Source organism: Micromonospora zhanjiangensis (assembly GCF_042650605.1).
GTDB classification, from domain to species: domain Bacteria; phylum Actinomycetota; class Actinomycetes; order Mycobacteriales; family Micromonosporaceae; genus Micromonospora_J; species Micromonospora_J zhanjiangensis.
The window spans coordinates 94544-109873 of the sequence record NZ_JBHSBN010000019.1 but is presented as its reverse complement, the minus strand read 5'-3'; the positions used below and the strand labels follow the sequence as shown (position 1 = coordinate 109873).

Here is a 15330-nt window from a genome sequence, read left to right as displayed (position 1 = left end):
CCTCAGGGCACGTCGTACGCGAGCAGGACGGTCCCGTCGTACCGGATCAGCTCCAGCCGGGTCAGCTCCGCCGCGGTGAACCGGGTCGCCCCGGTCATGGTGACGTCGTCGCCGGGGCCGGCCACCCAGGAGCCGACCTGCTCCTTGGCGCCGTCCGGCCCGTACGCCACCAGGCGGAAGGTGTACGACTTCGCGTACTCGCCGGTGCCCTGGTATCGGCAGTGCATCGCCACCTTGGTGCCCCAGCCGACACCGTCCAGGCCGATCTCGGCGGTCACCGGCGCGGTGGCCGCCACCGGGCGCATGGCCGCCGGGTGCGCCAGCGGGTTCGGTGGGGTGGCGCTGCCCCGCAACCAGGTCGCCCCGACCGCGACGAACACCGCGAGGCAGGCCGCGGCCAACGCCATGCCCGCGTACCGCACCCGGGCGGCGCGGCGCTGCCGGCGCCGTTCGCCCCGGGCGGCGGTGAGCAGCTTGGTCACCGGCGGTCCGGGGCGGGGCGGCTCGGCGATCAGGTCGAGCCCGGCGGGGTCGAGCCGGCCGAGCAGGCCGGGCAGGACGGCGATCTCGGCCACCGCCTCCCGGCACTCGGGGCAGCCGGCCAGGTGGCGCTCGTAGGCGGCCCGTTCGGCGGGTGGCAGGGCACCAAGCACGTACGCGCCGTCGTCGTGCGCGTACTCGCAACTGGTCACCTGGTCACCCCCATCTCGGCCAGCACCAGCCGGAGCGAACGCAGCGCGTAGTGCGTCCGCGACTTCACCGTCCCGGGCGGTACGCCCAGCCGGCCGGCCGCCTCGGTGACCGACCGGCCGAGGTAGAAGCACTCGACCAGCACCTCGCGGTGCGACTGGCTGAGTCGTCTCAACGCCTCGGCCACGGTCCACGCCTCCACCGCCCGGTCGGCCTCGTCCGGCCCGTGCGGCGGTTCGGGCAGGTCGTCGGTGACGATCTCGCCGACCCGGGCGTTGCGCCGGCGCCACTGGTCGATGGCGAGGTTGCGGGCGGTGGTGAACAGCCAGCCGCGGACCGAGCCGCGGCTGGGGTCCAGCGCCTCCGGATGCCGCCAGGCCCGCAGGAGGGTCTCCTGCACCAGATCCTCCGCCCGTTGCAGGTCTCCGTTGACCAGGCGTAGCGCGTGCGCGAAGAGGGCCTCTGCGTGCTCGTCGTGCAGCGCGCGGAGCAACTGGGCGTCGTGATCGCTGATGGCGGCCTCCCCTCCACGGGTTGATACGGGAATCCGGCGCCACCGGTTCACCCCGCCGCTCACGTCGAGGTGTTCACCTCGCGTTCGCCGTCCGGCCGGGCGGCGCTCACGCCGCGCTCCTACCGTCCGGCAGACCCCGGTTACGCCGTGGACCACGCTGACCAGCCGCAACCCGACCCACCGCACGTCCTGGCCAGCTCAGGCGCTGACCAGAGGCGAGTCGACGAGCGAGGAGATACCACAGATGACCGATCGACCCCGCCGCGCGCTGCCGCTGCTCGGCACCGCGGGGCACGGTGGACGTGACGCGATGACCTGCCGGTACCGGTGCGGCAACGCCTGCGACCACCCGGTTCCCAACCGGTCCGACAACCCGTACTTCGGTGACCTGGTGGATGCCGGGATGTCCCGCCGCGGCGTGGTCCGCGCAGGCGTCGCCGGTGCCCTGGTGCTCGGCCTCGGCGCCGCCGCCGGCGCGTCGACCGGCGCGGCGCCGGCGGCGGCCGCGCCCGGCGGTCCGGCCGCACCGGAGATCGAGGACTTCACCGTGACCGCGCGGCCGGCCGGCAACGGCGCGCTTACCTTCAAGCCGATTCCGCCGAACAAGCTGGACACCCTGGTCGTGCCGAACGGGTACGACCACGCGGTGGTGGCCCGCTGGGGCGACCCGGTGCTGCCCGGCGCCCCGCCGCTGGACGTGCACCGGCAGACCGCCGCCCGGCAGTCGACGCAGTTCGGCTACAACAACGACTTCGTCGCGGTGTTGCCGCTGGACCGGCGGAACACCCGGGCCCTGCTGGTGGTCAACCACGAGTACACCAACGAGGAGTTGATGTTCCCCGGGTTCACCGGCCTGGAGGCGCTCACCCCGGACCAGGTGCGGGCCGCGATGGCCGCGCACGGCCTGTCCGTCGTGGAGATCGAACGGGCCGGCCAGACCGGCCGGTGGGAGTTGGTCCGCTCCGGCCGGCGCGCCTACAACCGCCGGATCACGGCGCTGGAGACGAAATTCGACGTCACCGGGCCGGCGGCCGGTTCGGCGTGGCTGCGGACCGCGGCCGACCCGACCGGCCGGACCGTGGTCGGTACGTTGAACAACTGCGCCGGCGGGCTCACCCCGTGGGGCACGGTGCTCTCCGGCGAGGAGAACTTCAACCAGTACTTCGTCGGCGGTGACGGCGCGCCCGAGGAGCTCAAGTCCAAGCTGGCCCGGTACGGCATCAGCACCACCGACCGCTACCCGTCCGGCAGCCGCAGGTGGGACCGGGTGGACGAGCGGTTCGACCTGTCGAAGCACCCGAACGAGGCGCACCGGTTCGGCTGGGTGGTGGAGGTGGACCCGTTCGACCCGCAGGCCCGGCCCCGCAAGCACACCGCGCTGGGCCGGGTGAAGCACGAGGGCGCCAACGTCGTCGTGGCGGCCAACCAGCACGTCGTGGCGTACATGGGCGACGACGAGCGGTTCGACTACCTGTACAAGTTCGTCTCCGACAACAGGTACCTCAAGGGCCAGTCGTGGGTGGCCCGGAAGAACAACCTGGCCCTGCTGGAGTCGGGCACGCTCTACGTGGCCAAGTTCGACTACACCAGCGCGGCCGAGGTCGACGGCTCGGGCAGGTTGCCGTCGGACGGGGCGTTCAACGGCACCGGCCAGTGGATCAAGCTGGTCCGCGGCACCACCTCGTACGTGCCGGGGATGACCGCGGCCGAGGTGCTCACCTTCACCCGGCTGGCCGGCGACAAGGTCGGTGCCACCAAGATGGACCGTCCGGAGGACGTCGAGCCGAGCCGGGTGACCGGCAAGATCTACGTCGCGTTGACCAACAACACCGACCGGGGCAAGGCCGGCAAGGCCGCCGCCGACGAGGTCAACCCGCGCAACGCCAACAAGCACGGGCAGATCCTGGAGATCACCGAGGACCGGGGCGACCACACCGGCACGACGTTCACCTGGTCGCTGCCGATCGTCTGCGGCGACCCGAGCGACCCGTCGACCTACTTCGCCGGGTACGACAAGAGCCAGGTGTCGCCGATCTCCTGCCCGGACAACGTCGCCTTCGACGGCGCCGGCAACCTCTGGATCGCCACCGACGGCAACGCGCTGGGCGGCAACGACGGCCTGTTCGCCACGGCCGTCGAGGGTCCGGAGCGGGGGCACCTGAAGCAGTTCCTCACCGTACCGCTGGGTGCCGAGACCTGCGGACCATTCATCACCTCGGACAACCGCTCGGTCTTCGTCGCGGTGCAGCACCCCGGCGAGATCAGCGGCGCGTCGCTGGACAACCCGGCCTCCAACTGGCCGGACGGCGACTTCGCCAAGCCGGGCGTGGTGTGCGCCTGGCGACTGGACGGTGGCACGATCGGCCGCTGACCGTCGGGAAGTGCCTCCCATGTCCCCGGGAGGCACTTCCCGGCGCCGCCTGCGGTTCAGCTCTCGGTGGCCAGGCCGTCGGCGACGGCGCGGGCCACCGCCAGCAGCTTGGCCCGGACGATCCGGGCCGAGGTCATCATCTCGGCGGCCGGCAGCGCACAGGCCAGCACCACCCGCCGTTCCAGTTCCTTGTCCGGCGCCACCAGCACGGCCGCGCAGGCCACCCCCTGCCGGAACTGGCCCATCTCGACGTGCATCCCGCGCCGCTCGCCGGCCGCCAGGTCGGCCTCGAACGCGTCGGCGGCGGTGAGGGTGGCCGGGGTGAACGGGCGCATGCCGTACTCCCGCAGGTAACGGAAGCGCTGGTCGGGGGTGAGGGTGGCGAGCAGCGCCTTGCCCAGGGCGGTGGCGTGCGCGCCCTCGTCGAAGCCGGGCACCAGATCCTCGACGTACGGCGACCGGTGTCCCTCGGCCACCGCGGTGATCGCCACCTGCCCGCCGACGAAGCGGCCGAGGTAGTGGCTGTAACCGGTGTCCGAGGCGGCGCGGCGCAGCGCCTCGCCGACCACCGGCGGACCGCGGAACGCGGTCACCAGTTCCCGGTACCGGTCGGCGATCTCCAGACCGACGATGTACGTCCCGTCCTCCCGGCGGATCACGTATCCCTCGTAGGCGAGGGTGCGCACCAGGTGGTACGTCGTCGCGACGGTCAGCTCGCACCGCCGGGCGATCTGCTTCACGGTGAGCCCTTTCGGGGCCCGGCCGACCGCCTCCAGGACTCTGAGCGCCCGCGACACGCTGCGGATCAGGTCCGAAGGTTCCGCCAAGGGGTCCCGCACAACCACCTCCGCTGCCGTGGACTTACACCATATGAAAAACCGGGCGACTGCGAAATGCCCAGCTCGGATCGAGGATGCCAGATTTACCACAACAGTGCGTGCAGCGACAGACACGTTCGGTTGGTGAGACTGACTCGCGTAGTGTTGCGGCAAATGGTCGAGATCAAGTTGCCCGCGCCCGGCCGTTCCGTCCCGACCCGCCCGGTACGCACCTCGGTCGGCGCGATCGCCACCACCATCGCCTGTGTCCTGCCGGTGTTCCTGGTCGGCGGCCTCGCCGTCCAGATGGGTCGGGAACTCGGATTCTCCCCGGCCGGACTGGGACTGGCCGTCGCCGTCTACTTCGGGGTGAGCGCGCTGGCCTCCGTACCGTCGGGGGCCTTGGTGGAACGGCTCGGGCCGGCGCGGGTGGCCCGGGCCGGGATCCTGCTCGCGGCCGGATCGCTGCTCGCGATCGCGGTGCTGGCCCGGTCGTACCCGGTCCTGGTGATCCTGCTGGCGGTCGGCGCCGGGGCCAACGCGCTGGGCCAACTGGCCAGCAACCTGGCCCTGGCCCGGCAGGTGCCGGCCGGGCGGCAGGGCCTGTCGTTCGGGGTCAAGCAGGCGGCCATCCCGGTCTCCACGCTGCTGGCCGGCGCGGCCGTGCCGGCGTTCGCGTTGACGGTCGGCTGGCGGTGGGCGTTCGTCGCGGCGGCCGGCGCGGCGCTGGCCGCGCTGCCGGCCGTACCGGCCGAGGCGGGTGCCCCGGACGGGCCGCGCGAGCGCGGTCGCGGCGGCGGCCGGGCCACCGGGGCGCTCGTCGTGCTCGGGGTGGCCGCCGCGCTCGCCTCCGGCGCGGCCAACGCGCTGGGGACGTTCCTGGTCGACTCGGCGGCCGGCCGGGGACTGGAACCCGCCCTGGCCGGGCTGACCCTCACCCTGGGCAGCGCGGTCTGCGTGGTCGGGCGGGTCGGCGCCGGCTGGTCCGCCGACCGGCGGGCCGGTGGGCACATCGCGGTGATCGCCGGGATGCTGACCGTCGGCGCGGCCGGGCTGGGCCTGCTCGCGGCCGGCGGCGCCGGGCCGCTGGTGGCGGGCGTCCTGCTCGGCTTCGGCCTCGGCTGGGCCTGGCCCGGACTGCTGAACTACGCGGTGGTCCGGCTGCACCCGCAGGCCCCGGCCGCCGCCACCTCGATCACCCAGACCGGGGTGTACGCGGGCGGCTGCGTCGGCCCGCTCGGACTGGGCGCGCTGGCCGCGCACTCCGGCTACCCGGTGATGTGGCTCACTGCGGCGGCGGCGATGCTGCTGGCCGCCGTCGGCATGCTGGTCGGCCGTCGCCTCGTCGTCCGGGCCGCGCCGGCGCGCTAGCCGCCGCCGTCCCGCTGGCGGGAGGCGGCGGACGGGCGCGGTCGCGGTCGACGGGAAGCGGTCAGCTCGTGCGGTCGGCGATGAAGTCGCAGAGCGATTCGAGGGCGCGACGCGGGCCGCCGTCGGGCAGCGGGCGCAATTGTTCCCGGGCCTCCTCGGCGTAGCTGCGCACCGTCTCCCGGGCCCGCTTCAGCGCCGGTGACTCGCGCAGCAGGCCGAGCGCCTCGGCGTGCAACGCCTCGTCGGTGACCGGGCCGGCGGCCAGGATCTCGCGCAGTCGCACCGAGGCGGCGTCCGCGTCGTCCGCGCCGAGCGCGTAGAGCACCGGCAGGGTGGGCACCCCCTCGCGCAGGTCGGTGCCGGGTGTCTTGCCCGACTGCACCGACTCCGAGGCGATGTCCAACAGGTCGTCGGAGAGCTGGAAGGCCACCCCGATCGTCTCGCCGTAGCCGGCGAGGGCCTCGACGTGGGCGGGCGACGCGCCGCCGAACATGCCGCCGAACCGGGCCGAGGTCGCGATCAACGAGCCGGTCTTCTCGGCGATCACGCCGAGGTAGTGCCCGACCGGGTCCTCGCCCTCGCGCGGGCCGATCGTCTCGGCGATCTGCCCGTGCACCAGCCGGGCGAAGGTCCGCGCCTGCAGGCGTACCGCCTCCGTGCCGAGATCGGCCGCGAGGTCCGCCGCGCGGGCGAACAGGTAGTCGCCGACCAGGATGGCCACCGAGTTGGTCCATCGGGAGTTGGCGCTCGGGGTGCCCCGCCGGACGTCGGCCTCGTCCATCACGTCGTCGTGGTAGAGGGTGGCCAGGTGGGTGAGCTCCATCACCACCGCCGCCGGCACCACCCGCGCCGAGGCCGGGTCGCCGAACTGGGCGCCCAGCGCCACCAGCAACGGTCGGAACCGCTTGCCACCCGCGTCCAGCAGGTGCCGGGCCGCCTCGGTGACGAACGGGTCCGCGCTGACCACGCTGGTCCGCAGCTCGGCCTCGACCGAAACGAGCACGGACCGCACCGACTCCTCAAGGGCCGGATCGACCAGGTCCAGTCCAACCGCGCCGAACTGCTGCGCCATGGCCGACCGGCTCCGGCGCTGGCCGGACCCGGTCATGCCTGAACGTTCCTCAGCCGGTCTCACCACGCTCTCAACCATGCCACACCGGCGCACGGTGCCCCGGAACGGGGGAGGTGACCGACGCTCGCCCCGGCCGGCCGGGAAACCGGCCGGCCGGCACGCGCCGGCACCGACCGGCCGGACGCCTCATCGCACGAATTCGGCGGCGCCGTTGGCCAGGTCGAGCAGCGGGGCCGGCGCGACGCCGAGCACCAGCGTCGCCAGTACGCCGATCATCAGCGCCGCCGCGGTCAGCCCGCCCGGCATGGTCACCCGCGGGGTCGACTCGCCCGGCTCGGACAGCCACATGATCACCACTACCCGCAGGTACGGGAAGGCGAGGATCATGCTGGTCAGCACGCCGGCGATCACCAGCCACGTCTGCCCGCCGTCCAGGGCCGCCCCGAACACGGCGAACTTGCTGGTGAAACCGCTGGTGAGCGGGATACCGGCGAAGGCCAGCAGGATGAAGGTGAACAGCCCGGCGAACAGCGGCGACCGCCGGCCCAGGCCCGCCCAGCGGGACAGGTGGGTCGCCTCGCCGTCGGCGTCCCGGACCAGGGTCACCACCGCGAACGCGGCCAGCACCGTGAAGCCGTACGCGACCAGGTAGAACATCGTGCTGGACAGACCGTCCTTGGTCATCGCCAGCACCCCGACCAGCAGGTAGCCGGCGTTGGCCACCGACGAGTAGGCGAGCAGTCGCTTGATGTCCGTCTGGGTCACCGCGAGCACCGCGCCGACCAGCATGGTCAGGATCGCGATCACGCCGAGCACCGGCCGGAAGTTCCAGGCCGCCCCGGCGAACGCGACGTACAGCACGCGCAGCAGCCCACCGAACGCGGCCACCTTCGTGCAGGCGGCCATGAAGCCGGTGATCGGGGTCGGCGCACCCTGGTAGACGTCCGGCGTCCAGACGTGGAACGGTGCCGCGTTCGCCTTGAACAGCAGGCCGATCGACAGCATCGCCAGGCCCGCGTAGAGCAGCACCGGGCTGGCCGACGAGTCCGCCACCGCCGCGTGGATGGTGCCGAACTCGACCCCGCCCGCGCCCGGCTTGGCGCCCACCGTGAAGCCGTAGATCAGCGCCACCCCGAACAGGAAGAACGCCGACGCGTACGCGCCCAGCAGGAAGTACTTTATCGCCGCTTCCTGGCTGAGCAGCCGGCGCCGCCGGGCCAGCGCGCAGAGCAGGTACAGCGGCAGCGAGAACACCTCGAGCGCGACGAACATGGTCAGCAGGTCGTTCGCGGCGACGAAGAGCATCATGCCGGCGACCGCGAACATGGTCAGCGGGTAGATCTCGGTCGCCCCGCCCTCCTTCACCGCCTGCCGGCGGTCGGCCTCCGACTCGACGGGGAGCGCGGCCTGGGCCACGAACGCGCCGCCCCGCTCGACCGACCGCTCGCCGATCAGCAGCAGCGCCACCGCGGCCAGCACCAGAATGGAACCCTGCAGGAACAGCGCCGGCCCGTCGACGGCCACCGCCGAACCGGCGGTGAGCAGCCGGAGGTTGGCGTTGCGGACCACCATGACCATGGCCGCCACGAGCGCGACCAAGCCCACGACCAGTTGTACGACCTGCCGCGCCCGCCGCGGCACGAACGCCTCGATCAGGACCCCGGCGCAGGCCGTGCCGAGCAGGATCAGGATCGGCGCGAGCGCCACGTAGTCGATCGACGGCAGCTTGAGCTGGCTCATTTCGCGGCCTCCGGGTTGCCCGCCGTCGGGGCGGGGTCGGACTTGCCGACGTCCTGCATGGTGGCCTGGACGGCGGGGTTGATGACGTCGGTGACCGGCTTCGGATAGAACCCGAGCAGCAGGATCAGGGCGATCAGCGGAGCGACCACCACCTTCTCCCGGAGCGAGAGGTCCTGCCGCATGGCGGGCACGTCGGACAGGGCGGGGTTGAGCGTGCCCTGGGTGGTGCGCTGCACCATCCACAACACGTACGCCGCGGCGAGGATGATGCCCGCGGTGGCGATCACGGCGACCGGCTTGTTCACCGTGAAGGTGCCGACCAGCACCAGGAACTCGGAGACGAACGGCGCGGTACCGGGCATCGCCAGCGAGGCGAGACCGGCGAAGAAGAACACCCCGGCCAGCAGCGGCACCAGCTTGCCGGCGCCACCGAAGTCGCTCACCAGGGCCGAACCGCGCCGGGCCACGAACATCCCGACGACCAGAAAGAGCAGGCCGGTGGCCAGGCCGTGGTTGAGCATGTAGAGCACCGCGCCGGTGCCGCCCTGGGTGGTGAAGGCGAAGATGCCCACCCCGATGAAGCCGAAGTGCGCGATCGAGGTGTACGAGACCAGCCGCTTGAGGTCGTTCTGACCGACCGCTAGCAGCGCCGCGTAGATGATGCCGATCACCGCGAGGGCCAGCGCCCACGGGGCGAACCAGCGGGACGCCTCGGGGAACAGTGGCAGGCAGTAGCGCAGGATCCCGAACGTGCCGACCTTGTCCAGCACGCCGACCAGCAGCGCCGCCGCGCCGGCCGGGGCCGCGCCACCCGCGTCCGGCAGCCAGGTGTGGAACGGGAAGAACGGCGCCTTGATCGCGAAGGCGACGAAGAAGCCGAGGAACAGCCAGCGGCCGGTGCCGGTGGCCATGTCGATCTCGGTCAGCTTCTGCCAGTCGAAGGTGTGCCCGCCGACCACCCACAGCCCGATCACCGCGGCCAGCATGAACAGCCCGCCGACCAGCGAGTACAGGAAGAACTTCACCGCGGCGTACTGCCGGCGCTGACCGCCGAAGCTGCCGATCAGGAAGTACATCGGGACCAGCATGACCTCGAAGAACACGTAGAACAGGAAGACGTCGGCGGCGGCGAAGACGCCGATCATCGTGCATTCGAGGACCAGCAGTAGGGCGAAGTACACCGGCGCGCTACGGCGGACCGTGACCGCGGCGCGCGGCGCGTCACCGCCGTCGGCGGTCGCCTCCGCGGGGCCGTCCGTCTCGTGCCAGCTGGCCAGGATCACCACCGGCACCAGGATCGCGATCAGCATCAGCATCACCAGCGCGATGCCGTCCGCGGCGAAGGTGAAGTTCACCCCCCAGCGCGGGATCCAGGCGTACGACTCGCGGAACTGGAACCGCTCGCCGCCCGCCCGGAAGGCGAACCACATGACGACCGAGAACGCCAGCACCAGCAGCGACCAGCCGAACGCCACCTGCTTGGCCAGGTCGGGCCGACTGCGCGGCAGCAGCGCCACGACCAGGGCGCCGACCAGCGGCGCGACGGTCAGCACCGAGAGGAACGGGAAGTCGGACATTATTCGGCGGGCCTCTCCTGTGTCGGGCAGTCGGGCTGCCCGGTCCTCTCCTGCGGCCGGGGGGTCAGCACGCGGCGGCCGGTCATCCCAACCACCCCGCCTGTACGGCCAGGAACGCCCCCACCACCAGCACCGCGCCGGCCAGCATCGAGGTGGCGTACGAGCGGACGAAGCCGGTCTGCAGCCGGCGCAGTCGACCCGAACCGCCGCCGACCCCGGCGGCCAACCCGTTGACCACCCCGTCGATGCCCCGGTTGTCGAGGTAGACCAGCGCCCGGGTGAGGAAGATGCCCGGCTTCTCGAAGACCGCCTCGTTGAACGCGTCGGTGTAGAGGTTGCGCCGGGCGGCGCGGACCAGCGGGCCGGCCGGCTGCTCCTGGGTGGCCGTGCCGTTGCGGAACAGCATCCAGGCCAGGCCGGCGCCGAGCAGCGTCAGCACGATCGACAGCACGGTGATCGCGACGTGCGGGATGACCGCCTCGTGGGCCGCCGTCCCGCCCTCACCGCCGGGCAGCACCGGCGTCAGCCAGTCCGGGACGCTGGTGGCCAGCAGCACACCGCTGGCGACCGAACCGACCGCGAGCAGGATCAGCGGCACGGTCATCACCAGCGGCGACTCGTGCGGGTGGTCGATGTCCTCGGTCCACCGCTTCGGACCGTGGAAGGTCAGCACGAACAGCCGGGTCATGTAGAACGCGGTCAGCCCGGCACCGAGCAGCGCGGCGCCGCCGTACAGCCAGGAGGTCCAGTCGCCGCGCTCGAACGCGGCGGCGATGATCGGTTCCTTGGTGAAGTAGCCGGACAGCGGCGGGATGCCGATGATGGCCAGCCACCCGGTGGCGAAGGTGATCCAGGTGATCTTCATGTATTTCGCCAGGGCGCCGAACCGGCGGATGTCCACCTGGTCCTTCATCCCATGCATCACCGAGCCGGCGCCGAGGAACATGTTGGCCTTGAAGAAGCCGTGCGCCAGCAGGTGGATGATGGCCAACGCGTACGCGCCGCCGCCCAGGCCGACGCCGAGGAACATGTAGCCGATCTGGCTGACCGTGGACCAGGCCAGCACCCGCTTGATGTCGTCCTTGGCGCAGCCGATGATGCAGCCGATCAGCAGGGTCAGCGCGCCGACGCTGACCACCACGGTCTGCAGCGTGCTGTTGGCCGAGAAGATCGGGTTGGACCGGGCGATCAGGTAGACGCCGGCGGTGACCATCGTGGCGGCGTGGATCAGCGCCGACACCGGGGTCGGGCCCTCCATCGCGTCCGGCAACCAGGCCTGCAGCGGGAACTGGCCGGACTTGCCGGTCGCGCCGAGCAGCAGCAGCAGACCCATCACCAGGACCGTGCCGGAGGTGAGCTGGCCGACGCCGTTGAACACCCCGTCGTACTGCACCGTGCCGAGGGTGGCGAACATGATGAAGATCGCGATGGCCAGGGCGGCGTCGCCGACCCGGTTCATCACGAACGCCTTCTTGCCCGCCGTGGCGGCGCTCGGCCGGTCGTACCAGAACGAGATCAGCAGGTACGACGCGAGACCCACGCCCTCCCAGCCGACGTAGAGCATCACGTAGTTGTTGCCCAGCACCAGCAGCAGCATCGCCGCGACGAACAGGTTGAAGTAGCCGAAGAACCGGCGCCTACCCGTGTCGTGCGACATGTAGCCGGTCGCGTACAGGTGGATCAGGAAGCCCACCCCGGTGATCAGCAGCACGAAGACCGCGGCCAGCGGGTCGTACAGCAGGCCGAAGTCGACCTTGAAGCTGCCGACCGCGATGAAGTCCCAGAGGCTGAGCTGCACCGACCGGTTCTCCAGGCCCCGCAGCTGGAAGAAGTAGCTCAGCCCGAGCACGAAGGCGGCACCGACGCTGGCCACCCCCAGCCAGTGCCCCCACTTGTCGGCCCGCCGGCCGAGCAGCAGCAGGATCGCCGCGCTGACCAGTGGGATGGCCACCAGCAGCCAGACACTGCCCAGCAGCCCGGTCGCCGGGGCGTACTCGAAAGTCCGTTCCACTCCTGGGCCCCTCTAGTACTTGAGCAGGTTCGCGTCGTCGACGCTCGCCGAGCGTCGGCTACGGAAGATCGACATGATGATCGCCAACCCGACCACGACCTCGGCCGCCGCGACCACCATCACGAAGAACGCCATGATCTGGCCGTCCAGGTTGCCGTTGATCCGGCTGAACGTGACCAGCGCCAGGTTGGCCGCGTTGAGCATCAGCTCGACGCACATGAACAGCACGATGGCGTTGCGCCGGACCAGTACGCCGACCGCGCCGATGGTGAACAGCACCGCCGACAGGATCAGGTAGTGGGTGGGCGACACCGAGAAGAAGGTCATTACTTCTCCGTCCCCTTGAGCGTGGTTTCCGAGGCGGTCAGCTCCCGGATCGGCATGATCTCCGGGACGCTGCGCTCGGTGAGCTTCCCGTCCGGCAGCCGGGCCGGGGTGGCGACCGAGGACGAGTTGGCGAACACGCCGGGGCCGGGCTTCGGACCCGGGTAGTTGCCGGGCGCGAACCGGGCGCGCATGGTGGCGGGCTGGTCCATCCGGTCCTGCTTACGCCGTTCCAGGTGCGCCAGCACCATCGCGCCGACCGCCGCGGTGATCAGCAGCGCCGAGGTGATCTCGAACGCGAGGACGTACTTGGTGAACAGCAGGCTGGCGATGCCCTGCACGTTGCCGTTGGCGTTGGCCCGCTCCAGCCCGGCCGCGTGCGCCTGGCCGAGAGCCCGCCACAGTCCGGTGCCGACCAGCGCGGCGAAGCCGAGGCCGAGCACCACGGCCCACACCCGCTGGCCGCGCAGCGTCTCGATCAGCGAGTCGGACGCGTCCCGGCCCACCAGCATCAGCACGAACAGGAACAGCATCATGATCGCGCCGGTGTAGACGATGATCTGCACCATGCCGATGAACGGCCCGGACTGCAGCACGTAGAACACGCCGAGGCAGAGCATGGTGAGCACCAGCCACAACGCGGAGTGCACCGCGTTGCGGGCCCAGACCATCCCGAGCGCGCCGATCAGCGCCAGCGGGGCGAGGATCCAGAAGGTGACCTGCTCCCCCGTGGAGACGCCACCGGCCGCGGCGAGCACTGTCTGGTGGGTCATGCCGGCTCTCCCTTGCCACTGCCCGATCCGCCGGGCGCGCCGGCCTCCTGGGACGCACCGGTGGACCGGCCGGCCGCCTGCTCGGCGCCGGGGAACTTCACTCCGGGGTGCTCGTCGAGCGAGTACCGACCGGGACCCATCGGGGAGTGTTCCGCCCCGGCGGAGGTGCCCGGGTTGTCCAGCGCGCCGACGTAGTAGTCCTTCTCGCTGTCCCCCAGCCGCATCGGGTGCGGCGGCTGCTCCATGCCCGGCAGCAGCGGCGCGAGCAGCTGCTCCTTGGTGAAGATCAGGTCCTGCCGGTTGTCGCGGGCCAGCTCGTACTCGTTGCTCATGGTCAGCGAGCGGGTCGGGCAGGCCTCGATGCACAGTCCGCAGAAGATGCACCGCGCGTAGTTGATCTGATAGGTGCTGGCGTACCGCTCGCCCGGCGAGAAGCGCTCCCGCTCGGTGTTGTCGCCGCCCTCGACGTAGATGGCGTCCGCCGGGCAGGCCCAGGCGCACAGCTCGCAGCCGATGCACTTCTCCAGCCCGTCCGGATGCCGGTTGAGGATGTGCCGCCCGTGGTAACGGGGGGCCGACACCGGCGGCTTGAACGGGTAGTCGGTGGTGACGACCTTCCTGAACATGTGCGAGAAGGTGACCCCGAAGCCCTTGAAGGTGCCCGTGATCGCGCCCATGTCACACCTCCTTCTCGTCGGAACCGTCGGAACCGACGCCGACGTTGGCGGGCTCCCGCTCGGCGACCACGCGCCGGGTCCGTGGGCTCGGTGGTACCTGCAGGTCCATCGGCGGCAGCGGGAAGCTGCCCGCCGGCCGTTCGTCGACCCGTTCCTGCAACGTGCGCACCTGCTCCGGCTTGCGGCTGGGCCAGAAGAGCACGAACAGCAGCAGCACGGCGACCGGCACGCCGATCGCGATCAGCCGGTCGGTGCGCTCCCAGCCGCTGGTCACCCTGATGCCGGACAGCGCCAGGATCCAGACCAGGTTGATCGGCAGCAGCACCTTCCAGCCGAACCGCATGAACTGGTCGTAGCGCAGCCGGGGCAGCGTGCCCCGCAGCCAGACGAAGACGAAGACCAGGATCAGCACCTTGCCGAAGAACCACAGCATCGGCCACCAGCCCGAGTTGGCTCCCGACCACAGGGTGATCGGCCAGGGTGCCCGCCAACCACCGAGGAACAGCGTGGTGGTGACCGCGGACATGGTCACCATCGAGACGTACTCGGAGAGCATGAACAGCGCGAACTTCAGCGAGCTGTACTCGGTCATGAAGCCGGCGACCAGCTCCGACTCGGCCTCGGGCAGGTCGAACGGGGCCCGGTTGGTCTCGCCGACGGTGGCGATGAAGAAGATGATGAAGCTGGGCAGCAGCAGGATCGCGTACCAGCCGGGGGCCGGGAGTTCGGTGCCGAAGACGGTCAGCCGGGTGCCGTGCCCCTGCGCGGCGACGATGCCGCTGGTGGACATCGTGCCGGCGGTCATGAAGACGGCGACGATGGACAGGCCCATCGCCACCTCGTACGAGATCATCTGCGCGGTGGACCGGAGACCACCCAGCAGCGGGTAGGTCGACCCGGACGCCCAACCGCCGAGCACGATGCCGTAGATGCCCATCGAGGAGCAGGCCAGCAGCACCAGCACGGCCACCGACACGTCGGTGACCTGCAGCGGCGTCCAGTGCCCGAAGATGCTGACCATCGGGCCGAACGGCACCACCGACAGCGCGGTCACCGCGCAGATCACCGAGATGGTCGGCGCGAAGAAGTAGACCACCTTGTCGGCGGCCTTCGGCAGGATGTCCTCCTTGAAGGCCATCTTCAGGCCGTCGGCGAGGGTCTGCAGCAGGCCGAACGGGCCGACCTGGTTCGGGCCGGGGCGGACCTGCATGAAGCCCACCACGCGGCGCTCGAACCAGACGCCGAGCAGCGTCGCCAGCACCGCGAACACGAACGCCACGACGACCTTGATCAGGACCAGCCACCACGGGTCCCGACCGAAGTCCGCCAGCGTCGGATCCTGCGCCAGATAGATGACGTTCACTGAGCTGGCCTTTCGTTCGCGACTGCGGG

Annotated in this window: 13 protein-coding genes; 2 read left to right on the top strand and 11 right to left on the bottom strand. The window is 71.3% G+C overall.

Features of this window, described 5'->3' with window-relative positions; genetic code table 11:
• Positions 1-2 precede the first annotated feature (2 nt).
• Both ACFOX0_RS23790 and ACFOX0_RS23785 read right to left on the bottom strand, forming a co-directional pair.
• Positions 3-692, bottom strand: coding sequence for an anti-sigma factor (locus ACFOX0_RS23790; protein WP_377549791.1), 690 nt, complete (start codon positions 690-692; stop codon positions 3-5).
• On the bottom strand, positions 689-1183 hold the full coding sequence (locus ACFOX0_RS23785) for a sigma-70 family RNA polymerase sigma factor (RefSeq protein WP_377549841.1): 495 nt from the start codon (positions 1181-1183) through the stop codon (positions 689-691). The genes ACFOX0_RS23790 and ACFOX0_RS23785 overlap by 4 nt, the downstream gene beginning before the upstream one ends.
• Before the next feature lie 265 nt (positions 1184-1448).
• On the opposite strand from ACFOX0_RS23785, the gene ACFOX0_RS23780 reads away from it, so the two are divergent.
• Positions 1449-3575 (top strand): PhoX family protein, encoded by a 2127-nt coding sequence (locus tag ACFOX0_RS23780; protein WP_377549789.1) that lies wholly within the window; start codon positions 1449-1451, stop codon positions 3573-3575.
• Between the two features lie 56 nt (positions 3576-3631).
• Here ACFOX0_RS23780 and ACFOX0_RS23775 read toward each other — a convergent pair whose 3' ends face one another.
• On the bottom strand, positions 3632-4414 hold the full coding sequence (locus tag ACFOX0_RS23775) for an IclR family transcriptional regulator (protein WP_377549787.1): 783 nt from the start codon (positions 4412-4414) through the stop codon (positions 3632-3634).
• Between the two features lie 153 nt (positions 4415-4567).
• Between ACFOX0_RS23775 and ACFOX0_RS23770 the strand changes: the two genes are divergently transcribed.
• Positions 4568-5764, top strand: coding sequence for an MFS transporter (locus ACFOX0_RS23770; RefSeq protein WP_377549785.1), 1197 nt, complete (start codon positions 4568-4570; stop codon positions 5762-5764).
• A gap of 61 nt (positions 5765-5825) precedes the next feature.
• Here the strand turns inward: ACFOX0_RS23770 and ACFOX0_RS23765 are convergent, their stop codons facing one another.
• From ACFOX0_RS23765 to nuoH, 8 genes are all read right to left on the bottom strand, one after another.
• Positions 5826-6914: a polyprenyl synthetase family protein gene (locus ACFOX0_RS23765; RefSeq protein ID WP_377549783.1), complete on the bottom strand. Its 1089-nt coding sequence runs from the start codon at positions 6912-6914 to the stop codon at positions 5826-5828.
• Between the two features lie 108 nt (positions 6915-7022).
• Positions 7023-8576, bottom strand: coding sequence for an NADH-quinone oxidoreductase subunit NuoN (nuoN, locus tag ACFOX0_RS23760; RefSeq protein WP_377549781.1), 1554 nt, complete (start codon positions 8574-8576; stop codon positions 7023-7025).
• A complete protein-coding gene (locus tag ACFOX0_RS23755) occupies positions 8573-10153 on the bottom strand; it encodes an NADH-quinone oxidoreductase subunit M (protein WP_377549779.1) in 1581 nt (526 codons plus the stop codon). Before ACFOX0_RS23755 ends, nuoN begins: the two co-directional genes overlap by 4 nt.
• An 82-nt stretch (positions 10154-10235) precedes the next feature.
• Positions 10236-12164, bottom strand: a complete 1929-nt coding sequence (gene nuoL / locus ACFOX0_RS23750; RefSeq protein ID WP_377549777.1) for an NADH-quinone oxidoreductase subunit L — start codon at positions 12162-12164, stop codon at positions 10236-10238.
• Positions 12165-12176: 12 nt separating this feature from the next.
• On the bottom strand, positions 12177-12491 hold the full coding sequence (nuoK, locus tag ACFOX0_RS23745) for an NADH-quinone oxidoreductase subunit NuoK (RefSeq protein WP_377549775.1): 315 nt from the start codon (positions 12489-12491) through the stop codon (positions 12177-12179).
• On the bottom strand, positions 12491-13261 hold the full coding sequence (locus ACFOX0_RS23740; protein WP_377549773.1) for an NADH-quinone oxidoreductase subunit J: 771 nt from the start codon (positions 13259-13261) through the stop codon (positions 12491-12493). Before ACFOX0_RS23740 ends, nuoK begins: the two co-directional genes overlap by 1 nt.
• Positions 13258-13938, bottom strand: coding sequence for an NADH-quinone oxidoreductase subunit NuoI (gene nuoI, locus ACFOX0_RS23735; protein ID WP_377549771.1), 681 nt, complete (start codon positions 13936-13938; stop codon positions 13258-13260). Before nuoI ends, ACFOX0_RS23740 begins: the two co-directional genes overlap by 4 nt.
• A 1-nt stretch (position 13939) precedes the next feature.
• On the bottom strand, positions 13940-15301 hold the full coding sequence (nuoH, locus tag ACFOX0_RS23730; protein WP_377549769.1) for an NADH-quinone oxidoreductase subunit NuoH: 1362 nt from the start codon (positions 15299-15301) through the stop codon (positions 13940-13942).
• Positions 15302-15330 lie beyond the last annotated feature (29 nt).